The sequence below is a fragment of the Pseudoalteromonas sp. SMS1 genome, assembly GCF_021530565.1.
Lineage (GTDB): Bacteria > Pseudomonadota > Gammaproteobacteria > Enterobacterales > Alteromonadaceae > Pseudoalteromonas.
Window position 1 is genome coordinate 289,683 of the sequence record NZ_JAKGBI010000003.1, and the last position, 21,798, is coordinate 311,480.

General features: G+C 43.8%; 21 protein-coding genes. 9 read left to right on the forward strand and 12 right to left on the reverse strand.

What is annotated here, in order from left to right:
- Positions 1–19: 19 nt before the first annotated feature.
- The 6 genes from epd (at position 20) to L1286_RS05015 (ending at position 7,300) form a co-directional block, all read left to right on the forward strand.
- Positions 20–1,033 (forward strand): erythrose-4-phosphate dehydrogenase, encoded by a 1,014-nt coding sequence (gene epd, locus L1286_RS04990; protein WP_235405801.1) that lies wholly within the window; start codon positions 20–22, stop codon positions 1,031–1,033.
- 30 nt (positions 1,034–1,063) lie between these two features.
- On the forward strand, positions 1,064–2,242 hold the full coding sequence (locus tag L1286_RS04995) for a phosphoglycerate kinase (protein ID WP_235405802.1): 1,179 nt from the start codon (positions 1,064–1,066) through the stop codon (positions 2,240–2,242).
- A 146-nt stretch (positions 2,243–2,388) separates the two neighbouring features.
- The gene (gene fba, locus L1286_RS05000) at positions 2,389–3,453 is read left to right on the forward strand and encodes a class II fructose-bisphosphate aldolase (RefSeq protein ID WP_235405803.1); all 1,065 of its coding nucleotides are present in this window, start codon (positions 2,389–2,391) and stop codon (positions 3,451–3,453) included.
- 720 nt (positions 3,454–4,173) lie between these two features.
- Entirely contained in the window at positions 4,174–4,863 is a 690-nt protein-coding gene (phoB, locus tag L1286_RS05005; protein WP_235405804.1) for a phosphate regulon transcriptional regulator PhoB, read from the forward strand.
- A gap of 61 nt (positions 4,864–4,924) precedes the next feature.
- Positions 4,925–6,253, forward strand: a complete 1,329-nt coding sequence (gene phoR / locus L1286_RS05010; RefSeq protein ID WP_235405805.1) for a phosphate regulon sensor histidine kinase PhoR — start codon at positions 4,925–4,927, stop codon at positions 6,251–6,253.
- Between the two features lie 78 nt (positions 6,254–6,331).
- The gene (locus L1286_RS05015; RefSeq protein WP_235405806.1) at positions 6,332–7,300 is read left to right on the forward strand and encodes a PstS family phosphate ABC transporter substrate-binding protein; all 969 of its coding nucleotides are present in this window, start codon (positions 6,332–6,334) and stop codon (positions 7,298–7,300) included.
- A gap of 505 nt (positions 7,301–7,805) precedes the next feature.
- Here the strand turns inward: L1286_RS05015 and panC are convergent.
- The 7 genes from panC to sfsA all read right to left on the reverse strand — a co-directional run bounded on the left by panC (position 7,806) and on the right by sfsA (position 13,969).
- On the reverse strand, positions 7,806–8,651 hold the full coding sequence (panC, locus tag L1286_RS05025) for a pantoate--beta-alanine ligase (RefSeq protein ID WP_235405808.1): 846 nt from the start codon (positions 8,649–8,651) through the stop codon (positions 7,806–7,808).
- Complete coding sequence (gene panB / locus L1286_RS05030) at positions 8,651–9,445, reverse strand: 3-methyl-2-oxobutanoate hydroxymethyltransferase (RefSeq protein WP_235405809.1); 795 nt, start codon at positions 9,443–9,445, stop codon at positions 8,651–8,653. The genes panC and panB overlap by 1 nt, the downstream gene beginning before the upstream one ends.
- A 1-nt stretch (position 9,446) precedes the next feature.
- Positions 9,447–9,950: a 2-amino-4-hydroxy-6-hydroxymethyldihydropteridine diphosphokinase gene (folK, locus tag L1286_RS05035; RefSeq protein ID WP_235405810.1), complete on the reverse strand. Its 504-nt coding sequence runs from the start codon at positions 9,948–9,950 to the stop codon at positions 9,447–9,449.
- Positions 9,947–11,299 carry a polynucleotide adenylyltransferase PcnB gene (gene pcnB / locus L1286_RS05040; RefSeq protein ID WP_235405933.1) on the reverse strand — a complete coding sequence of 451 codons (1,353 nt, stop codon included), beginning with the start codon at positions 11,297–11,299 and terminating at the stop codon, positions 9,947–9,949. The genes folK and pcnB overlap by 4 nt, the downstream gene beginning before the upstream one ends.
- A 339-nt stretch (positions 11,300–11,638) precedes the next feature.
- Positions 11,639–12,604, reverse strand: coding sequence for a tRNA glutamyl-Q(34) synthetase GluQRS (gluQRS, locus tag L1286_RS05045; protein ID WP_235405811.1), 966 nt, complete (start codon positions 12,602–12,604; stop codon positions 11,639–11,641).
- A gap of 46 nt (positions 12,605–12,650) precedes the next feature.
- Complete coding sequence (gene dksA, locus L1286_RS05050; RefSeq protein WP_235405812.1) at positions 12,651–13,094, reverse strand: RNA polymerase-binding protein DksA; 444 nt, start codon at positions 13,092–13,094, stop codon at positions 12,651–12,653.
- 164 nt (positions 13,095–13,258) lie between these two features.
- Positions 13,259–13,969, reverse strand: coding sequence for a DNA/RNA nuclease SfsA (gene sfsA / locus L1286_RS05055; protein ID WP_235405813.1), 711 nt, complete (start codon positions 13,967–13,969; stop codon positions 13,259–13,261).
- A gap of 81 nt (positions 13,970–14,050) precedes the next feature.
- Here sfsA and pepB point away from each other — a divergent pair, with 81 nt between their 5' ends.
- A complete protein-coding gene (gene pepB, locus L1286_RS05060) occupies positions 14,051–15,346 on the forward strand; it encodes an aminopeptidase PepB (protein WP_235405814.1) in 1,296 nt (431 codons plus the stop codon).
- Between the two features lie 55 nt (positions 15,347–15,401).
- Here pepB and L1286_RS05065 read toward each other — a convergent pair whose 3' ends face one another.
- From L1286_RS05065 to gpmM, 5 genes are all read right to left on the reverse strand, one after another.
- Positions 15,402–15,821 carry a CBS domain-containing protein gene (locus tag L1286_RS05065; RefSeq protein ID WP_235405815.1) on the reverse strand — a complete coding sequence of 140 codons (420 nt, stop codon included), beginning with the start codon at positions 15,819–15,821 and terminating at the stop codon, positions 15,402–15,404.
- Between the two features lie 94 nt (positions 15,822–15,915).
- On the reverse strand, positions 15,916–16,677 hold the full coding sequence (locus L1286_RS05070) for a divergent polysaccharide deacetylase family protein (RefSeq protein WP_235405816.1): 762 nt from the start codon (positions 16,675–16,677) through the stop codon (positions 15,916–15,918).
- A gap of 118 nt (positions 16,678–16,795) precedes the next feature.
- Positions 16,796–18,019 (reverse strand): S41 family peptidase, encoded by a 1,224-nt coding sequence (locus L1286_RS05075; protein ID WP_235405817.1) that lies wholly within the window; start codon positions 18,017–18,019, stop codon positions 16,796–16,798.
- A 37-nt stretch (positions 18,020–18,056) separates the two neighbouring features.
- Positions 18,057–19,202, reverse strand: coding sequence for a murein hydrolase activator EnvC family protein (locus tag L1286_RS05080; protein WP_235405818.1), 1,146 nt, complete (start codon positions 19,200–19,202; stop codon positions 18,057–18,059).
- A 1-nt stretch (position 19,203) separates the two neighbouring features.
- Positions 19,204–20,748 (reverse strand): 2,3-bisphosphoglycerate-independent phosphoglycerate mutase, encoded by a 1,545-nt coding sequence (gpmM, locus tag L1286_RS05085; RefSeq protein WP_235405819.1) that lies wholly within the window; start codon positions 20,746–20,748, stop codon positions 19,204–19,206.
- Between the two features lie 279 nt (positions 20,749–21,027).
- On the opposite strand from gpmM, the gene L1286_RS05090 reads away from it, so the two are divergent.
- Together L1286_RS05090 and grxC are read left to right on the forward strand one after the other, a co-directional pair.
- Positions 21,028–21,459, forward strand: a complete 432-nt coding sequence (locus tag L1286_RS05090; protein ID WP_235405820.1) for a rhodanese-like domain-containing protein — start codon at positions 21,028–21,030, stop codon at positions 21,457–21,459.
- Between the two features lie 12 nt (positions 21,460–21,471).
- The gene (gene grxC, locus L1286_RS05095) at positions 21,472–21,729 is read left to right on the forward strand and encodes a glutaredoxin 3 (protein ID WP_235405821.1); all 258 of its coding nucleotides are present in this window, start codon (positions 21,472–21,474) and stop codon (positions 21,727–21,729) included.
- Positions 21,730–21,798: the final 69 nt, after the last annotated feature.

The following is a 21,798-nucleotide window of genomic DNA, read 5'->3' on the forward strand; positions in this document are numbered from 1 at the left end:
GAAATGGGTCTTCTAATTAATGACAATCAAACTGGCAATCAATGGTTTTGGTCGCATAGGTCGCAATATTGTCCGAGCCCTCTATGAATCAGGGCGTCACAATGAAATTCAAGTCGTAGCTATCAACGAGCTTGCCGATCCTGAGGGGATTGCGCACTTGATGAAATATGATACCTCTCATGGGCGTTTTTCCTTCCCTGTCGCGCTCAATAAACCATACTTAGAAGTTGCTGGTCAGCAGATTCAGATTTTCAATGAACCCGATCCAAGCCACCTACCATGGCATGCGCTGGATGTTGATGTCGTACTTGAATGTACAGGGGTATATCACTCTCGGCAACACGCTGCTGCGCATATCAGTGCGGGTGCAAAAAAAGTGTTGTTCTCTCATCCAGCGGATGCTGATGTCGATGAAACCATCGTATATGGTATCAACGATGACAATTTGAAGGCGCATCATAGCGTTGTTTCAAATGGCTCTTGTACTACAAACTGTATTGTTCCTGTCATAAAAGTACTGGATGATGCTTTTGGGATAGAGTCAGGAGCAATCACCACGATTCATGCTTCTATGCATGATCAACAGGTGATAGATGCCTACCACAAAGACTTAAGACGTACGCGTGCGGCAAGCCAATCGATTATCCCAGTTGACACAAAGCTGGCTCGTGGTATCGAGCGAATTTTACCCAAATTTCATGGCCGCTTTGAAGCGATTGCCGTCAGGGTACCTACGATTAACGTCACGGCTATGGATTTGAGTGTGTCTTTAGATTCAGATGTGACTTTAGAGCAGGTCAATCAAGTCTTGGAAAAAGCAGCTGTAGGCAGGCTTCAAGGCATTTTAGATTACACAGAAGAGCCTTTGGTTTCAGTCGATTTCAATCATGACCCACACTCGAGCATTATTGATGGTACGCAGACGAGGGTGAGTCACAAGCGTTTGGTAAAAGTTTTAGTATGGTGTGATAACGAGTGGGGGTTTGCAAACCGTATGCTCGACACCGCAATGGCAATGATGAAGGCCAAATAATTTTAGTATCGTTCTTTTAAGGAGATGTCCATGTCAGTCATCAAGATGGCGGATTTAGATTTAAACGGCAAACGCGTGCTTATTCGTGAAGATTTAAACGTGCCAGTGAAAGACGGCAAAGTAACGTCTGACGCACGTATTAAAGCATCTTTGCCAACCATTAAGTTAGCACTTGAAAAAGGCGCGAAAGTAATGGTTATGTCTCACCTTGGTCGCCCAACGGAAGGGGAATACGATGCTCAGTATTCACTGCAACCCGTTGTTGACTACCTCAATGAAGCACTAGCGCAAAGCGTACGCTTGGTAACTGACTACTTAGATGGCGTCGCGGTTGCAGACGGCGAAGTGGTTGTTTTTGAAAATGTGCGCTTTAATAAAGGTGAGAAGAAAAATGACGAAGCACTGTCTAAGCAACTTGCTGCATTGTGTGACGTGTATGTGATGGATGCTTTTGGTACGGCTCACCGTGCACAAGCTTCAACACATGGTGTTGGTCTATTTGCAGAGGTTGCATGCGCAGGTCCTTTGCTAGCTGCTGAATTAGATGCACTGGGTAAAGCGTTAGACAATCCGGCGCGTCCGCTTGTGGCGATTGTTGGTGGTTCGAAAGTATCGACTAAACTAACGGTACTAGACTCGTTGTCTACGATTGTAGATCAACTGGTAACTGGCGGTGGTATCGCGAATACGTTCATTGCAGCGTCTGGTAGCCCGGTTGGTAAATCTTTGTATGAGGAAGACCTTATTCCTGAAGCGCAAAAGCTTAGCGCAGCTGCACAGGCAAACGAGGGGGCTATTCCTGTGCCAACGGATGTTGTAGTCGGTAAAGAATTTTCAGAGACTGCTGTAGCAGTGATTAAGGATGTTGCAGAAGTACATAGTGATGACATGATTTTTGACATTGGTCCAAATACGGCAAATGAATTGGCAAAAATCATCGAACAAGCGGGCACTGTCGTGTGGAATGGCCCAGTTGGTGTATTTGAATTTGACCAGTTTGGCAATGGCACAGAAGCTATCGCGCACGCAATTGCGAAGTCAAAAGCGTTTTCAATTGCGGGTGGTGGCGACACATTGGCAGCCATAGATAAGTATGGTGTTGGTGATGAAATTTCATATATCTCTACTGGTGGTGGTGCTTTCTTAGAATTCTTAGAAGGTAAAAAACTACCAGCAGTTGATATGCTTGAGCAAAGAGCAAAAGCATAAGTTTATATGAGGCGCTTGCGCCTCAGACTATTTATTAAACACTCTCTCACTCTTTGTTTAGTAAATAGCGGTTGTTAGCAACCACAAAAATATCTATCCCGTTCAAATAGATGGTGAAAAGCCATCAAAAATTGGAGAAAAGCAATATGGCTTTAATCAGTATGCGTCAACTTCTCGATCATGCGGCTGAGAATGGATACGGCGTTCCTGCCTTTAATGTGAATAATCAAGAGCAAATGCGTGCCATCATGGAAGCGGCTGATAGAACAAACAGCCCTGTGATCGTACAAGGCTCTGCAGGGGCTCGACAGTATGCAGGCGCGCCTTTTATTCGCCATATGATCCTTGCAGCAGTTGAAGAATGGCCACATATCCCGGTTGTTATGCACCAAGATCATGGTACCTCACCAGCAGTGTGTCAGCGTTCAATTCAACTTGGCTTTTCATCTGTCATGATGGATGGCTCTTTACTAGACGATGGCAAAACGCCTTCGACTTATGAGTACAATGTAGATGTTACACGTCGCACAGTTGAAATGGCACATGCGTGTGGTGTATCAGTAGAGGGTGAACTCGGTGTATTAGGGTCTCTAGAAACTGGTGAAGCAGGTGAAGAAGATGGTATTGGTGCTGTGGGTAAATTAACCCAAGACCAGTTACTGACAGATCCAGAAGAAGCGGCAGACTTTGTTAAGAAGACAGGTGTTGATGCACTTGCCATTGCTTGTGGTACGTCTCATGGCGCATACAAATTCACGCGTCCACCTACAGGTGATATTTTAGCGATTGATAGAATTAAAGAAATCCATGCGCGTATTCCTGATACGCACTTAGTAATGCACGGATCTTCCTCTGTACCACAGGAGTGGTTAGCGGTGATCAATGAGTTTGGCGGTGAGATCCCAGAAACTTACGGTGTACCAGTTGAGCAGATCGTTGAAGGCATCAAACATGGCGTTCGTAAGGTAAACATTGATACGGATCTGCGTTTAGCTGCAACAGGTGCAATTCGTCGTCACCTTGCTCATAACCCGGCAAACTTCGATCCACGCAAATACCTAGCTGAAGCAACAAAAGCAATGACAGACATTTGTATTGCGCGTTATGAGGCTTTCGGTACTGCTGGTCAAGCCGCAAACATCAAAGCTATTTCTTTAGATGACATGCACTTAAAGTATCTTTCAGGTGAGTTAGCACCGAAAGTAAAGTAATACATTGTGTAATATAACGACACGAAATTAGTAAAAGCCCCGAGTATCGGGGCTTTTTTGTGGCTGGTAAGTGCCTTCATGAGGCGGCTATGGACTTACGAGTGGGCAGGTGCATGAATCATGGTCATGGGACTTGCAGATCTCACATATCATATTTTGGGATCATGATTTAACTAAGTTCTTGATGAGGGATCAAGATCCTACCAACTCATATCGCATTCAGATCAGAGTTATACTTACCTGTGCCTCAAGGATCGTATTTTTACCAACATGCGTTTTAAAGGATCTGATTTATACCAACTGATCACCATCGAAACTCGGGAACTGCGCGGATGTTAGGTGGGAGGTCTATTTCCTAAATATAAATATCAATAACTTAGGAATTGTAAGGGAGGTGAGTTTTGAGATGAGTCAGTAAAAACATGATCCAAGTGAGATCCACTAGGTAAGAATTTGATCCCCCATCGTCACAGTTAGAAAAATACTGATCTCACAAATTTGAGAAATTTTTTGTCCTATAAATGGTCTTTCAAATACTAAGCTATTCGTCTCTAATTGCATCAATTTGAAGAGAATTTAGGGACAAAGTGCATCTAACTCATTGAAATTATGTTCTAGAGAAATGAATATACCTGAGATTTATCAGGTAAACTTTCATAAAACTGTCATACTTAGTCATAATAATGAAACCGACTTCGGTAACGTAAGAGATAAATGGGAATGTCACGTAGAGTACTAGTAGTTGATGACGAAGCACCGATCAGAGAGATGCTGGTGTTTGTGTTGGAACAAAACGGCTTTCAAGCAATTGAAGCTGAAGACTATGATTCGGCAATTGCGGCCATGGTAGAGCCATACCCAGATATGGTACTGCTGGATTGGATGTTACCGGGAGGTAGCGGCATCCAAATTGCGAAAAAATTCAAGCAAAGCGAATACACACGTCAAATCCCAATCATCATGTTGACAGCACGTGGTGAGGAGGAAGACAAAGTTAAAGGATTAGAAGTAGGTGCAGATGACTATGTGACCAAGCCTTTTTCTCCTAAAGAACTCATGGCACGGATCAAAGCTGTCATGCGTCGTGTATCACCCACTTCATTGGAAGAAGCGATTGAGGTACATGGTTTACGACTCGATCCTATTTCGCATCGTGTTACCTCAGCAGGTAATGAGTTAGATATGGGTCCAACGGAGTTTAGACTATTACACTTCTTCATGACGCACCCCGAGCGCGTGTATAGCCGCGAGCAGTTATTGGATCATGTTTGGGGAACCAATGTTTATGTTGAAGACCGTACAGTAGATGTACATATTAGACGTTTGAGAAAAGCGATTGCACCATTAGGTCATGACCGACTAGTACAAACTGTGCGTGGTGCTGGTTATCGTTTTTCTAGTAAGGTATAAAGTAATTATGTACGCGCTGTGGTAGCGTTATCCTAGCGCTTAAATTTTAGGATCATTTTATATGTATAGAGTGATTGATAAACAGGCGTTATTAAAACGCCTGTTTTTGTATTTTCTTCCCCTAACCTTGATTGGGATTTTACTGGGTGCACCATTCGTATTGTTGTTTTTGGGAGCATCCGTTCTGCTATTTTGGCATTTTAAACAACTCTATAAGTTGAGTGATTGGTTGATCAACCAGCGCAGTTTTAACCCACCTGAAGGATCTGGTGCTTGGGAGCAGATTTTTGAAGGGATTTATCATCTACAACATCGCAATCGTAAAAAGCGCAACGAATTGGCTGTATTGATCCGCCGTTTTCGCGAAGGCGCAGAAGCGGTGCCTGATGCGGTGATCGTGATGCAGCAAGATCTCAGCATTATTTGGTGTAACCAATTGGCACTTAAGATCTTGGGGTTGCAATGGCCGACAGATCATGGGCAGCGTCTAGATAATTTGATCCGTGATCCGAAGTTTGTAAAGTATATGCAAGAGCACGACTTTACGGATCCATTGGAATTGGAGAGTGGTCAAATTGGAGAACGTGTTCTCGAGTTTCGTGTTATGCCCTACGCTGAGCAATTAATGATGGTGGTCAGGGACATTTCAAGACTGAAAAAACTTGAACAAATGCGCAAAGATTTCGTCGCCAATGTCTCCCATGAATTACGTACGCCATTGACTGTGGTAACGGGTTATCTAGAGATGATGGAAGGCGATCAAATGCCGCCGCCAGCGATGTGGAATAAAGCGCATAATACGATGATCGAGCAATGTAAGCGTATGGACAGCCTAGTGAATCAACTGCTGTCTTTATCTCGTATTGAAGGGGACCGTGATCAAGGCAATGACAAGGCGGTCAATGTGCCTGACATGCTCAAGCTTATCCATACAGAAGGACTGTCTCTCAATCAGGACAAGCACCACGATATTACCTTTGAGGTAGACGAAAGCTTGGACATAAAAGGGTGTATTGATGAGCTGCGCAGTGCATTTTCTAACTTGGTGTTCAATGCCATTCACTATACTAAACCCAATGGGAAAATAGTTGTAAAGTGGTATTTAGATGGAGAAAGCCCAGCATTTTCAGTAACAGACAATGGCGATGGTATTGCGCCTGAACACATTAATCGTTTAACAGAGCGCTTTTACCGTGTCGATAAGGCCCGTAGCCGTAAAACCGGCGGTTCGGGACTCGGGTTGGCTATCACTAAACATGTGCTGAGCAGGCATGACTCACACCTAGAGATCCAAAGTACACTGGGAGAGGGATCTTGCTTCTCGTTCTCTTTCCCCAAAGAAAAACGTATTTTTATGACATCTACAGAAAGTCATAAAAGTGTCATTTAAGAGTAATTTTATTGTAATTAACTGAGCGCACAATGAGCACCAGTTAAACAAATGGGACGAACAATCGGAGTGACCCCAATGAAATTTAAAAGCTTAGTTGCCGCAATGGGTGTGGCTGTAACAACATTGGTATCTACACAAGTTTCTGCACTTGATAAAAACTTACCTGAGTACAACAAAACCAGCGGAATCTCGGGTAATTTTTCATCTGTGGGTTCAGATACGCTAGCAAACATGATGACGTTTTGGGCTGAAGAATATAAGCGTATTTACCCTAACGTGAATATTCAAATCCAAGCGGCAGGTTCTTCAACGGCACCTCCTGCTCTAACTGAAGCAACGGCAAACTTCGGCCCAATGAGCCGTAAGATGAAGTCGAAAGAAGTTGAAGCATTTGAAAAGCGTTACGGCTACAAACCTACTGAAGTACGTGTCGCAATCGATGCATTGGCAGTATTTGTACACAAAGATAACCCAATCAAAGGACTTCGTATCGACCAAGTTGACTCTATTTTCTCATCTACTCGTAAGTGTGGTGGTGATAAGCAAGTTAACCGTTGGAGCGATGTAGGCCTAAATGGTAACTGGGCTGCGAAAGACATTCAGCTTTATGGACGTAACTCAGTATCAGGTACTTACGGTTACTTTAAGAAAAAGGCACTTTGTAAAGGTGACTTCAGAAACAACGTAAACGAGCAACCAGGTTCTGCGTCTGTTGTACAGTCAATCTCTTCATCAGTGAACGCGATTGGTTATTCAGGTATCGGTTATAAGACGTCAGGTGTACGTACTGTACCACTGGCGAAAAAAGGCGACAACTTTGTTGATGCAACTTTAAACAATGTTGCAACTGGTAAGTATCCACTTTCTCGCTTCTTATATGTTTATGTAAACAAGCACCCGAACAAGCCGCTTTCACCAATCGAAGCTGAATTCTTAAAGATGGTTCTTTCGAAAGAAGGCCAGAAGATTGTAGAAAAAGACGGTTATGTGCCACTTACTAACAAAATGGCAAGCCGCGAGCTTAAGAAGCTAGGTCTTCTATAAACTCAAATTTAAATTAAGCCGCTCATCTGAGCGGCTTTTTTGTGCCCATAAATTAAGTCTGTGGCACTGTTAATATTGGCCTGTCCTAATCTTTGAGAGCTCGTCAGCTTGGGCCTTACAACTATTGTATTTCTCGACACATTCACCACTACAAATTTGTCTTGTCATCGTTTGCTCTGTCGAACTGAGGCTACAGTTTTGCTCACATTGATAGTTTTGTTGTGCACACTGATTCAACTCAGGCGAATTATTTTGATTGCTACAGGCCGCAAGTGTAAAAAATATAATCAGAAGAAGCGCAGTTCTCATAGTATTTCCTAATATGGCGTGATTTTAGAGGGTGTGGTTAATATTTATTATTAATACTTTGTTTAATTTAGCACACTTTATATTTACAAGCGTGGCTACGCGCAGAATACTTGAATAATTTCAGTAAAGATGGGGAGTTTTAAAGATAAAAAAGCGCCCTCTAAGGCGCTTAACATCGGTTTTTTTGGATTGAGCGTTAAGCGACTTGAATATTGTCGATCAGCCTAACGTTGCCCAAAAAAGCAGCCGCTAAAATGACAAACTGGCTGTCTTCTTTCATTGCGGGCTTAAGCGTAGTGCGGTGCGCGATAGAGAAATAATCCGGTGTCAGCCCGGCGTTTTCCAATTGCGATTTCGCTTCTAGTTCAAGATGATGAAAGTTACGTTCTCCTGCCTTTAATGCATCTGCTGCAAGGTTTAATACTTTATACAGTACTTTAGCAATGTCTTTTTCTTGCTCTGACAAGTAACCATTTCGGGAGCTCATTGCCAAACCGGACACTTCGCGTTGTGTCGGTACACCAATGATTTCAATTGGCATCGACAGATCATGCACCATCGTTTTGATCACTTGGAGCTGCTGGTAATCTTTCTCACCGAAGCATGCAAAGTCCGGTTGTACTAGGTTAAATAACTTAGTGACGACGGTTGCAACGCCTCTGAAGTGACCAGCACGGCTACCACCACAATATCCCTCAGATACACCGGGTACATCGACAAAACTTTGAGTGTTGAGTCCATTGGGGTATATGGTTGCTACACTGGGTGTGAAAACGATGTCTGTTTCCAGCTCGGCAAGCCCTTGTTTGTCTTGAGATAGGGTTCTCGGGTAGTTGTCTAAATCTTCGTTTTGGCCAAATTGCATTGGATTGACAAAAATGCTCACAACGACCTTGTCCGCAAGGGTTTTAGCCTTTTCAACCAAAGAGAAATGTCCTTGATGAAGATTGCCCATAGTTGGTACAAACGCGATGCTTTTACCTTGTTGACGCCATGCTTTTATTTGGCTTCTAAGAGACTTTATTTCAGTAATAGATTGCATTAGTTAAACTCGTGTTCACTGCCTGGGAAAGCGCCTGATTTAACATCATCGCAAAACTTTTTCACGGCATCTTGCATATTGCCTGTTTCTGCCAAGAAGTTTTTGGAGAACTTAGGAATATAGCCTGCTGAAATGCCTACTAAATCGTGCATTACCAAGATTTGGCCATCCACTTCTTTACCTGCACCAATCCCAATTACTGGGATGTTAACAGCGGCAGTAATACGTTTAGCGAGACTCGGTGGCACACATTCGATGACCAGCATTTGTGCACCAGCGGACGCCAGTGCTTGTGCATCTGCAATCATTTGCTGTGCTTGTTCTTCTTCGCGACCCTGAATTTTAAAGCCGCCAAAGACATGGACAGATTGAGGCGTGAGGCCCAAATGACCACATACAGGAATGCCTTGTTGAGTGAGCATCTGAATTGAATCCGTAAGCCAAGTGCCACCCTCTAATTTCACCATATTGGCGCCGCTGCGCATCAGTGTCGCTGCATTTTCGCAAGCATGTGTTGGATTCGAATAGCTCATGAACGGCATATCAGCAATCACAAATAACTCTTTACTGCCTGCTCGCACACTGCGTGTATGATAAGCAATGTCAGCGGTGGTAACAGCGAGTGTATCTTCGCCACCTTGTAGTACCATACCAAGCGAGTCACCCACGAGCACAACATCAACGCCATTTTCATGAAAAAGTTTAGCAAAACTAGCATCATATGCCGTTAAGGCGGTTATTTTTTCGCCTTGTTGCTTTTTCTTTGCGAGTGTTGAAACTGAAACTTTTGCCATTTTATGTCTCCTTATTATGGGTCATGGGCAGCGATGTTAAACCATTACGTGGCAGGGTGGCTGCGATGTCTTTTAGTGCAGTACCATTTGGCAGGCATAACAGGGGGTCTAGTTCTAACAATGGAAATACAACAAACTCTCTGTCGCACAATCCATAATGCGGCACTGTTAGTCTTGGCGTGTCAATTGTTGTGTTATTAAACAACAAGATGTCCAAGTCTAATGTACGAGGACCCCATCTATTTTCTTTTCTTACTCGACCTTGCTGCTGTTCAATCATTTGAAGTTGGTCAAGTAGTTGCTCTGCGTCTAACGAAGTTGAGAATGTAGCAACAGCATTGACATAATCAGGCTGATCTTGAGGTCCCATTGGCTTTGAGCCGTAAAAACTAGAAACCTTCAATTCTGCTATATCAGGGTGGTTATGCAGCGTTTCGACCGCTTTATGTAACTGTGCCTGAGGCGCATATAAATTTGCCCCAAGCCCTATGTAAACTATGTTCATGTATCTTGTTTAGGTTTTCTTCTTGGCTTATTACGATAACGACGCTTTGGGCGATCTTTTTGACCGAGGTTTTTCACCATATCCTTCTGTCCAGAGACATCTTGCTGGAGGTATTCAGTCCACCAGTCAGCCAGTGTTTGTTGCTCTGTTTCACCACTCTCAACGCGTAATAAAAGAAAATCGTAAGACGCTTTAAATTTAGGCTGCAAGCTCAGTCTATACGCTCTTTGGCCACTGCGTCTATCGAGTCTTTGTTGAATATGCCAAATATCTCGAGCACCTAATGTAAAACGTTTAGGTACTGCAACGCGCTGGGCATTTTCACTCAATACTTGGCTAATGGCCTGCATAAATGCATCGTATTCAGAAATACCTTGCTGTTGCAGATGCGCAGCACGATTTCTTAGCGGGAACCACAACAACGCAGCATAGATAAATGCGGGAGTGACTTTCTTATTGCTATTAATCCGTGCATCAGTGTTAGCAAACATTTGTTGTACAAAGCGGCGTTCAAATTCACTGTTTTCTTGCGCTAAAATTTCTTCAAGGCTTGGGAACAACTCTTTAAATAATCCAAGCTCTCTGAGCATAAGGAAGTTTGCTTCTGCCTTACCATTTAAAAATAGCTTCAACGTTTCCTCAAACAACCTGGCAGGAGGGATATTACCAAGCAGCGGAGATAGTTCTAAAATGGGTGAAAGTGTGGCTGGCGCAATGTCCATATCCAATTTAGTGGCAAAACGCACTGCGCGTAACATGCGCACTGGATCTTCCCTATATCGGGTTTCAGGGTCACCGATTAATTCAATCCTTCTTGCTTTAATGGCATCGATACCACCTGCAAAGTCTCTCACGCCAAAATCTTTGACCGAGTAGTAAAGGGCGTTAATTGAAAAGTCTCTGCGCTGTGCGTCTTCTTCAATGGTGCCGTAAACATTGTCACGCAGCAGTTGCCCTTGTTCACTTGCCTTACTTGTTGGGTCGCCCTCACTGTTAGTCGACATATGGTGTCCACGCATGGTCGCGACTTCGATCACTTCTCGACCAAAAACGATGTGGGCCAATCTAAAGCGGCGTCCAATCAGACGACAATTTCTAAAAAGGCGTTTAATTTCTTCTGGCGTTGCATTTGTTACAACATCGAAATCTTTGGGTTCAATACCTAACAAAATATCCCGAATACAACCACCCACAAGATAAGCGTCGTAACCGCCATCTTTGAGCCTATAAAGCACTTTGATTGCATTGGGGCTAAATTGTTTGCGTGAGATATTATGCTCACTACGAGGGATTATCTGAGGTTGCGATTTTGCTTCCACGGTTCCCCTGTCTTGCTTTGACCCAACAATTTGCCGGCACAGCTTAAAAATTTTAGAAATAATAACCACTCTCCTAACTACTCTGAGTCCCCACCCGTAGCATCATTTATTGTAACTATCGAACGCCAACTATCGCTTTATTTTTGTAAAGTGTAGGCGAATTCATAAGGCTCGCTATGATATACGCAAACGCTTCTAAATTGAAGTTTCCCATGTGAATTAGCGATTAAATTTTCATCCAAGTTTTATCAGTCTGTTTTTGTAAAATGCGGATGGGGTTTATTTTCAAGATAGCAATGATAGATTGCTGTTACTTCGCGTAAAATTTCAAGCAAGATTTTCCCAAGTTTGAGCGTGAATATGGGAGATTTAAAGAGGGGTGAAGGTGTAATGTAAATTATCTTGCTGAATAACTTGGATCTCTTTGTTATGGGGAAGATTAGCGCGTTGGTAATTGGAAATGGCCCACGTGAGCAGGGCATCGATACTATCAAACTGCAAATCAGAGAGACTAAAACCGAGAAATGTCAGCGCAGCCATTAAGGCTGGCAACGGGTTTTGATTATCGATTGCTGGCGCGTGGTTTTGTTTGGATAATTTAAACCCAGGTGTTGCGACGGCCAATGGCACGTGTGTAAAGTGTGGGGTGGGATAAGCGAGCTGCTTAAACAGGCTGATTTGTCGAGCCGTGGGCTCAAGTAAATCCGCACCGCGAACCACGTGAGTGATGCCTTGATCATGGTCATCGACAACGACCACGAGTTGATAGGCGAAAAGACCATCTCTGCGCTTAATGATATAATCTTCGCGCGCAATGTCATCCGGGATTTGCACATGACCTTGCAAACCATCCTCAAATTCCATTACGGGGTAATTTTGCTGCAAACGCAATGCATTGCTATCAAAACGATGATGTTCGGCTCGACAGTGGTTATCGTAATATCCTCCGCGTGCTTTAATTTGTTTTCTAGTACAAGTACAAGCATAAACATGCTGACAACTGACCAATGACGACAAGACATCTTGATAGAGCGTATGTCTTTGGCTTTGATATTCTACTTTGCCATCCCAGTGCAACCCATAGGCATCTAGGGTAGTTAGAATTGCATCGTCAGCTCCGGCTACGACTCTGGGGGTATCAATATCCTCTATTCTTACAAGCCATTGACCGTTATGTGCCTTAGCATCTAAATAACTGGCAAGTGCGGCAACTAAAGAACCGAAGTGAAGTGGGCCTGATGGAGAGGGGGCAAAACGGCCGCGATAGCCGTTGTGTTGAATACCCAGAGCTGCACAATCGCCTTGCTCCGGGTGTGTATCTTGTGAAATTTGCATTTTCGGCGAAACTTAACCTTTGCTAACCGCTTTCTATCGCGTTTGACTAGCCTCGGCCTTGTTGCTTTTCTCTAATTTCAGCAAGTGTCTTACAGTCAACGCAAAGGTCAGCTGTTGGCCTCGCTTCTAAGCGACGAATACCAATTTCAATACCACAAGAGTTACAGAAACCGAAATCATCTTCTTCAATCAACTGCAGTGTTTTTTCGATTTTCTTGATCAATTTACGCTCACGGTCACGTGTACGCAGTTCGAGAGAAAACTCTTCTTCTTGTGCTGCACGGTCTACAGGATCAGGGAAATTTGCCGCTTCATCTTGCATGTGGTTCATGGTGCGATCAACTTCATTACGAAGGTCATTGCGCCACGCTTCTAATATTTTTTTAAAATGAGCTAGCTGTGCCTCGCTCATATATTCTTCGCCCGGCTTTTCTTGGTAAGGTTCTAAACCGGCCTGAGCCAATAACCCTAGTTTTTTCTGGTCTGGCATAGCATTCTCCTAAATCCTTAATAAACAACCCCAGCTAACGCCGGCGGCTATAAATAGCAAAATCTTCACCCCTTAGCAAACACTTTTTAATCATTTACTGTTCTCAGACAAGCCTTTGACATGAAGTTTTTAACGCCAGAGATATAAGGGTGAACTTATTTTTTTCAAGTGTCTAAAACAGATAGTTGCTTAATAACTTTGACTTCGTTAGGTGTAACTTGCGCTTTATAGGCATAAATTTCAACCCCTTGCAGTCTTGCATCGGCAATTAACTGCGCATACTTTTTATCAATGTGTTGTGCTGGCGTCACCGTTTCAATGCCATTATGCATGACGATAAATAGCAACACTGCTCTTTGATTACGTTGTTTTATGTGCATAAGCTCACGCAAATGCTTTTGCCCTCGTACTGTTTCTGCATCAGGAAAGAAGCCCGCACCATCAGATTCCAATAAAGTCACTGACTTCACTTCTACATAGCAGTCAGGTTTCCCTTCTGTGCTTAATAAAATATCTATTCGGCTATTCTCATGGCCATACTTTATTTCGCTGGCAAGGCTTTGGTATCCAGTTAATTCTGAGATTACATCTTGCTCTATTGCCTCAATAGCCACTTTATTGGCCATGTTGGTATTGACACAAATAAGATGACCTTGCTCGTTTTCGGTTACTTCGAGAGAGTGCGGATATTTGCGTTTAGTATTGTCACTGGTCGAATAGTATGCGCGAAATCCAGCGTCTGCACACCCTGTCATTTTTCCCGTATTTGCGCAGTGAACGGTAAACTCTTCTCCGTTATCTTTACGTAAGTCGACGAGAAATCGTTTATAACGTTTTAACAGGGTTGCACTTTTCAGCTCAGATGAAAATTTCATAGTTTAATCGCATTCGTTTGGGGCTGTTGTGATGGTGGTGTACACTGACCATAATCTACAAGCGTAAGAGTGAAAATCTATATGTCTGAAAAATTTATTGTTCGCCTAAGTGAACAAGCACCAGCTGCACATTGGGGCAGCAATGCATCACTGTCATTTGACGAACAGGGTGCAACGATTCATTTAGTCGAGCAAGAAACCTTAAAGCATATTCAAAAAGCGGCTCGTAGCCTAGCACAACAAGGTATTCCAGCGGTAGAGCTAAGTGGTGAAGCTTGGTGTACTGAATCCCAGTGGGCTTTTTATCAAGGCTATGTGAGCCCTAAGCAGCTTGACCCTGTCACTTTTGTTGACAACGCACAATCAGATCTTAAAGAGCTCGTCGCGTTGCAGCGTGCTGCAATTTGGACGCGTGAGATGATCAACGGCACAGCAGAAGACATCTATCCAGAAAGTCTAGCAGGAAAAGCGGCAGAGTTTATACAATCTTTAGCTCCAGAACATGTTAGCTACCAAATTATTAAAGGTGATGCGCTATTAGAGCATCAGTGGATTGGTATTCATGAAGTTGGTCGGGGTAGTGAAAGACCTCCTGTATTGCTTGAGCTTGACTTCAATCCGACAGGCGATGAAGATGCGCCGGTAAGCGCAGCATTAGTTGGTAAAGGGATTACCTTTGATTCGGGCGGCTACTCAATTAAGCCGAGCGAAGGCATGTTAACAATGAAATGCGATATGGGCGGCGCGGCAACAGTTACAGCTGGCCTTGCTTTGGCTATTCAGCGTGGCATTGAGAAGCGCATCAAGCTATTTTTGTGCTGTGCAGAAAACCTGATCTCTGGTCATGCCTACAAGCTTGGTGACATTTTAACCTATAAGAATGGGACTACCGTTGAAATCGTAAACACCGATGCCGAGGGGCGTTTGGTACTTGCGGATGGCCTCATGGCTGCTGGTGAGACTGGTGCGCCGTTAATCATTGATGCTGCAACGCTGACGGGCGCTGCATTGGTTGCGGTTGGTCAAGAATATAATGCCCTGTTTGGTTTGGACAAAGAGCTTGTAAATGAGGTCCAACAATTTGCAAGCGAAGAGTTTGAAGCGGCGTGGCCACTGCCTCTTGAAAAGTGGCACCAAAATAACTGTCCTTCAGCATACGCTGATACGGCAAATAGCCGTGCGCAAAAAGGAGGGGGCTTTGGCGGCGCTTCCAATGCAGCGGGTTTTCTATCACGCTTTGTGCCAAATGAAGGTCAAGGCTGGGTACACATCGACCTTGCTGCGTCTTTCCAAAACAGCGCGGGTTCACAATGGTCCTCAGGTGCAACGACATTAGGGATGCGCACTGTCGCGCGTACTTTAATAGCAAAAGCCTAATCGCTGCATAAAATAAAGAGCCTCCCTAGTGTGAGGCTTTTTTATTGCTGTGACATTAAGACAATAAAGCCGCGGCTAAACGGACAAAGTCTGAAGACGTCAAAATACCTAAGAGCTTATTGTTATCATCCACGACCGGCATGCAGCCGTGGCGATTTTCCACAAAAAACTTCACGACTTCATGAAGACTTTGCTCTGGGGTGACACTGGCAAAATCTTGCGTCATAACATCAATGACTTTCTCTTGTTTTTCTTTTCGCTCGAGCGCTAAAGTTCCGTACGTAGCGAGTATATTCATGACTTTGGCAATCATGATTTTTTGTGTCAACATCCCGACTAATTGACCTTCTTCATCAATCACTGGAATATGGCGAATGTTCTTTTCGCGCATAAGATTGTGGGCGTCGTGTAATGTGTGTGATGCTTTTACCGCCAGCGGATCTGCGGTCATCAGTTGCTCAACTGTGTGCAGCATAATATTTTCCCGTTAGTTCATCTTACTAAGGTATAACTGAAAGTGCGTCAGTTTGCCTGTGGCTAGATCAAGAAAGTGGGAGAAACGAGTCGCGCTATTGATTAATCTGTTTGTCTTTTTGCAGTGCGACCAAGCGTATGTATTTATTTTCTACGAGTTCAGAGAGGGGGACCAATTCAAACCCTTCAGCCGTCAAATCTTGCAATGCTTGCGCTAGAAACTGCTGTGTTTCTGGGTAGGGGTGAGCAATGCCGATCGCATAACCTTGCGTTTGTGCGACGCTTTTTAGCTGAGCAAGCTGTGCTTGAAGCTGTGCTGTTTGTAGTTCATTGTCTAAAAATACATGACGTGCGATATTGTCGACACCATAGAGGTTTGCCACTTTTTGCGCTTGGCTGTAAGGCGTTGTTTTACTATCGAGAAAGTAAAGGGAACGCTTTTTTAGTACTTCCATTGTCCATTTCATTGGTTCATCGTGTTGTGTCAATGCGGAGCCCATATGATTATTTACGCCTTTGACATAGGGTAAGCTTGCCAATGCGTGCCCCAGTGTGCGCTGAAGTTGCCATTTTGGCATATCGAGTGTTAAACCACCGGGACCAAGTGCTTTATTATCCAGTGCTTGCATCGGTATATGTAAGATAATTTCTTTGTTCTGCTTGGCTGCTTGATAGGCAAAATGTTGTGAAAAAGGCGTGTGCGGAAGCACTGCATAAGTGAGTTCCCCAGGCAGAGATAAAAACGCGAGATCGCGTTGGTGGTTGCCTATATCATCAATGACAATCGCGATTTGTTTTGCATAACAAATGATTGGCAATAGATAGAGTAAAACGATAGGTACAACTTTTTTGCGCACAAAGTAAATCACAATTATTTAATTATTTTATGGTTATATGTTGTTGGCATTAATCGCCGACGCTTTTATCGTCTAACCTAGCACGTTTTTTGTTCATATAAAAGCGTCGGTATGTACATTAATTGATCACAGGTTGTTGTTTTGTCACCAACTTTTTAGCCTCTTTCCAATGTTTAGATAGCCGTGTGTAGAGATCTTTATTGACCTCATCGTTTGACATTATAGCTGCTTTGTTCAGCACCGATAGGGCGTTATTACTATATTTTATGTCCGGCTGTATGCCCGTTCCTTCAATTGATTGGCCTGACGGTGTGTAGTAGCGGGCTGTGGTTAGCTTTAACGCGCTTGTCCCATTGCCAATTGGAATTAAGGATTGCACAGATCCTTTACCAAATGACTCTTGTCCTAGGATTAATGCACGTTTGTTATCTTGTAGTGCTCCAGCCAAAATTTCCGCTGCAGATGCAGATTGCTTGTTAATGAGCACAAGAATGGGCGCGCCGTTCAGGATATCCCCTTGCACCGCATAAAACTTTTGGTTGGCATCAAAAAAGCGCCCTTTGGTGGTGACGATGACACCGCTTTGTAAAAAGAGGTCTGATATAGCTACAGCGCTATTCAATGTGCCCCCAGGGTTATCTCTCAAATCAATAACCAACCCTTTAAGAGAAATCCCGCTATGGGCAAATAGCATATTAATATGTCTCGCAACATCATGATAGCTATGGTTATTAAAGGATGAAATAGCCAGATATCCAATATGCCCGTTGAGCAATTTACTGGAAACACTTTCAAGCGTAATTTCTTGACGTCTTAATGCCAGCGTTACCAGCATTTCTGAGCGTTCTACGGTGATGTGAATAATGGAAAGTTTTGCTTCTCTAAGTAGCTTGGAGACTTCGGAAATGGTTTTATTGGTGACATCATGGGTATTAACCGCGACCAGCATATCACCGCCTTCAATACCTGCCTGCTCTGCGGGTGAACCGGGTAAAGTATCCACGATAACGATACGATTCTCAATTTCCTCAACCTCAATTCCCAACCCTGTGTATCGCCCGTTCGTCGCGCTAAATAGCGTCTCTAATTCATACTCATTTAAGTATTTTGAGTAGGGATCGAGCTGCTCAAACAACTCGTTAAAGTTGTCACGCTTGATATGATTTAACTGCACTTCCTCCACATAATAGGTTTGGATATGATAGAGGACCTCTTCCATGTGCGCATGACTGATCTGTTTAGCTTGAAGGGGGCTTGCAAACAGCGTAAATAACAATAAAAAAATACTTACTACAGTGTGGTAGTAGTGTAAGGGCGGGGAAATAGAGACGAAATATTTCATATGCTGCTCCTAGTGACGGGCAGCATAGGTTATTCATTTAACTTGATCTGCACCATTTAACTGGATTCACAGCGCTTCCTTTATGCCGTATTTCGAAGTATAGCCCAGGATTCTGTTGTCCGCCGCTTTGCCCAACTAATGCGATTGAATCGCCGGGGTTTACATAGTCGCCCACATCTCTAAGTAAGGTCTGTGCATGCCCATAGAGGCTCATAAAGCCTTCTCCGTGGTCAAGTACAATCACCCAACCAAATCCATTCAACCAATCTGCATAAACGACGTGCCCAGGGGCAACACTGGTAATCTCATCGCCGTTTTTGCCGGCAATCATCACGCCTTTCCAGCTCATGCCTGCATGCTTTCTTTGTCCATAGCGTTTGGTTAGCTTACCTTTGAGAGGCCAGGCAAGTTTGCCTTTGAGTCTTCGCAACCCATCTAGTTGTGCAATGAATACCTCTTCACTGGGGGCTTGGACGTCGGCCAGTGCTTCTAAGGTTGTTTTTAATGTGGTTTCGTTTTCTTCTAAGTAGGCGATTGCAGACTGAGTTTGTTGCAACTTATCATTGAGGTTGTTCAAATGCGTTTGGCGTTGTCTTTGTGCCAACTGAAGTTCATTTTGTCTTACTTGTTGCTGGGCGAGCAAATCAACCAATTGTTGCTGCACTTTTTCAAGTGCACGCTGGTTTTTTTCGAGCTCTAAAAAGATGTCTTTTAAATCTTCGAGCTGATTGATACGGGCTTTATTAAAGTAGTCATAGTAACTAATTGTGCGTTCTAACGCCGACGTTTTTTGTTGGTTCAGAAGCATTTTTGAATAGTCATGACTGCCTGTGACGTAGGCGCTTTTCAACTGTGCAGCGAGCAGTTTCTGAAGGGTTTTCTTACGCCGATTTAGCTGTTGGCTTTCTGTTTTTAGGGTGTACTGTTGCTGTTTGTTTTCACTGATCCCTTGCTTTGTAAAAGCGAGGGCTTTTGCACTGCGCGCAATTTCCAGCTCGAAAGATTTTAACCGCTGTTTAAGCGAGGTAAACGACTTTTTTTGTTTGTCGTAGGCGGCCTGACTTTTTTTAAGCTCAGCTTGCACCGCAGCGAGATCAGCCTTGGTTTGGGATTCATTAGCAGCGCTTGGAAGCACTGCTAACAAACAGATAAAAGTCAGGCCAGTGATGAGTCCACGTCGCATATTATTTTAAACGCATAATCGGTGAACCCGTCATTTCTTCTGGCTGCGCCATACCCAATAGGTGCAGTATGGTTGGTGCAACGTCACTTAACGTTTTAGCCGCTTGAGGCTCGGCATCGCGCCCCACATAGATAAATGGCACTGGCTCACTGGTATGTGCTGTGTGCGCTTGGCCCGTGCTTGGATCTTGCATTTGTTCTGCATTCCCGTGGTCAGCGGTGATAAGTGCTTCACCACCAGACGATTCAAGCGCTTTAACAACGCGCCCAATACAGTGATCAACCGCTTCACATGCTTTAACCGCGGCGTCGAAAACGCCAGAATGGCCTACCATGTCTCCATTTGGGTAGTTACAAATAATGACGTCAAATTCACCACTATGAATCGCGTCTACCAACTTGTCTGTGAGCATCTCAGAGTTCATTTCTGGCTGCAGGTCGTAGGTGGCAACTTGTGGTGACGGGATCAGTTCGCGTTTTTCGCCTTCAAACAAATCTTCGCGCCCGCCACTAAAGAAGAAAGTCACATGTGCATATTTTTCGGTTTCAGAAATACGCAACTGTGTTTTGTCATGTTTTGCAAGCCACTCACCTAACACATTATTTAGCTTTTCAGGTGCAAAGGCGATGGGCGCTTTGATGTCTGCGGCATATTCCGTCATCATAACAAAACTGCTGAGTACCGGTGTTTTTTGCTTGTCAAAGCCATTAAAATCAGCGTCAACAAAAGCGCGCGTCATTTGCCTTGCTCTGTCTGCGCGGAAGTTTAGAAATAATACCGCGTCGCCATCATTGATGGTTGCAGCTTGTTGGCCTTGTGGCACGATAGTAGATGCTTTAACAAATTCATCATTTTCATCACGCGCGTAGGCGGCTTGAAGTGCTTCAACACCATCCACGAAAGTAAACTCTGACTCACCGCTTACCATCAGGTTGTATGCTAATTCAATGCGCTCCCAGCGATTGTCCCGGTCCATGGCATAGTAGCGGCCAATGAGCGTCGCTAAGCGACCACGGCCAAGTTTTGCGAATACAGATTGAATGCGTTCGATAGATGCCTGCGCACTTCTTGGTGGTGTGTCACGGCCATCTAAAAATGCATGGAAGAAGATATCTTTCGCGCCACGCTGTGCAGCTAGTTCTATCGAGGCAATGATATGGTCTTCATGGCTATGAACACCACCTGGACTCAAAAGGCCCATTAGGTGAACCGCTTTACCTTGCGCGACGGCATCATCGATACTTGCTACTAACGTTGGGTTATGCGCAAACTCACCATCATCAATTGCTTTTGTGATCCGTGTAAAGTCTTGATAGACAATACGCCCAGCGCCGAGGTTTACGTGCCCAACTTCAGAATTTCCCATTTGACCATCTGGCAAGCCAACATCTAAACCAGAACCTGAAATCAGTGTTTTAGGTTTTGTTTGCCAAAGCTCATCAAGTACAGGTGTATTAGCAGCGAGGACCGCATTACTCTGTGTTTCTTCTCTGTATCCCCAGCCATCTAAAATCATAAGTACTAGTGGTTTTTTCTTCGCAGTCATTTGGGCTCCTGAAAAATGCACGATAGATGGGCATAGAATACCTTGTTTTGCGTAAATATTCAGCCCTGTGCTGGTGATTTATGTTCAACTTTGATTAATGCAATGGTAACAACCGCATCGGTATACTCATCCGTTGGATTGAAGGGCTTATGTTGTCCTGAATGGTCACGAGGGTTATTGCGTCTTAACAAGGAAGCTTAAGATGGGTTTGTACCATGAGACGTAAAAAAGTATACTCGCTGCACTGTAAGTTTTATCTCCCAATAAGTGGCAAGGTCCATGGAACAATATATAGCTTTTTTTTCAAATCACCCAGTATTGAGTATCATCTGGGTTGTGTTGGCGATTATGCTGGTACATAGCTGGTATAAAAGCCGCTTCTCTGCAATTCGTCAAATTAACCCTCAACAGGTTACTTTGCTGATTAACAAAGATGATGCGCAAGTACTCGATATGCGTGGCAAAAAAGACTTTACAGCAGGTCGTATCGCGGGCGCCGAGTTGATGAGTGCAGACAAAGCCAAACTAAATGACTTCGGTGGACTTGAAAAGTACAAAACCAAGCCCATTATACTTGTGTGTAATACAGGTATGACTGCAAACAATATTGCCGAAAGAATGCATCAACAGGGTTACGAACAAGTTTATGTTCTTTCAGGTGGCATGAGCTCTTGGCAAAGTGCAGGCCTACCAACGACTAACGGAAAGTAATCGGAGTGGTTTATGAGTAATGATGTAATTATCTATACAAAAGATTATTGTCCTTTTTGTCATCGTGCCAAAGCCTTGTTAGATAGCAAAGGCGTAACATACACAGAGTATGATATTGGTGTAAAGCCAGAGCTGCGTGAAGAAATGATCGAAAAAGCAAATGGCGGTTACACGGTGCCACAAATATTTATCAATGGGCAGCACATTGGCGGTTGTGATGATATGATGGCGCTGGAAGCCCAAGGCAAACTGGTATCTTTACTGAACTAATCGAGCAAGATTAAGTATTAACAGCGTCAATACTGACAACGATATTCGTCATGGATGCTGATTAAACAA

Coding starts and splice junctions, on each gene's coding strand:
- pepB (WP_235405814.1), top strand. CDS start 14,051: ATGTCTGAAAAATTTATTGTTCGCCTAAGTGAACAAGCACCAGCTGCA.
- L1286_RS05090 (WP_235405820.1), top strand. CDS start 21,028: ATGGAACAATATATAGCTTTTTTTTCAAATCACCCAGTATTGAGTATC.
- gpmM (WP_235405819.1), bottom strand. CDS start 20,748: ATGACTGCGAAGAAAAAACCACTAGTACTTATGATTTTAGATGGCTGG.
- L1286_RS05065 (WP_235405815.1), bottom strand. CDS start 15,821: ATGCTGCACACAGTTGAGCAACTGATGACCGCAGATCCGCTGGCGGTA.
- folK (WP_235405810.1), bottom strand. CDS start 9,950: ATGAACATAGTTTACATAGGGCTTGGGGCAAATTTATATGCGCCTCAG.
- dksA (WP_235405812.1), bottom strand. CDS start 13,094: ATGCCAGACCAGAAAAAACTAGGGTTATTGGCTCAGGCCGGTTTAGAA.
- gluQRS (WP_235405811.1), bottom strand. CDS start 12,604: ATGCAAATTTCACAAGATACACACCCGGAGCAAGGCGATTGTGCAGCT.
- phoR (WP_235405805.1), top strand. CDS start 4,925: ATGTATAGAGTGATTGATAAACAGGCGTTATTAAAACGCCTGTTTTTG.
- L1286_RS05075 (WP_235405817.1), bottom strand. CDS start 18,019: ATGAAATATTTCGTCTCTATTTCCCCGCCCTTACACTACTACCACACT.
- fba (WP_235405803.1), top strand. CDS start 2,389: ATGGCTTTAATCAGTATGCGTCAACTTCTCGATCATGCGGCTGAGAAT.
- epd (WP_235405801.1), top strand. CDS start 20: ATGACAATCAAACTGGCAATCAATGGTTTTGGTCGCATAGGTCGCAAT.
- L1286_RS05015 (WP_235405806.1), top strand. CDS start 6,332: ATGAAATTTAAAAGCTTAGTTGCCGCAATGGGTGTGGCTGTAACAACA.
- L1286_RS05080 (WP_235405818.1), bottom strand. CDS start 19,202: ATGCGACGTGGACTCATCACTGGCCTGACTTTTATCTGTTTGTTAGCA.
- panC (WP_235405808.1), bottom strand. CDS start 8,651: ATGCAATCTATTACTGAAATAAAGTCTCTTAGAAGCCAAATAAAAGCA.
- sfsA (WP_235405813.1), bottom strand. CDS start 13,969: ATGAAATTTTCATCTGAGCTGAAAAGTGCAACCCTGTTAAAACGTTAT.
- grxC (WP_235405821.1), top strand. CDS start 21,472: ATGAGTAATGATGTAATTATCTATACAAAAGATTATTGTCCTTTTTGT.
- L1286_RS04995 (WP_235405802.1), top strand. CDS start 1,064: ATGTCAGTCATCAAGATGGCGGATTTAGATTTAAACGGCAAACGCGTG.
- phoB (WP_235405804.1), top strand. CDS start 4,174: ATGTCACGTAGAGTACTAGTAGTTGATGACGAAGCACCGATCAGAGAG.
- panB (WP_235405809.1), bottom strand. CDS start 9,445: ATGGCAAAAGTTTCAGTTTCAACACTCGCAAAGAAAAAGCAACAAGGC.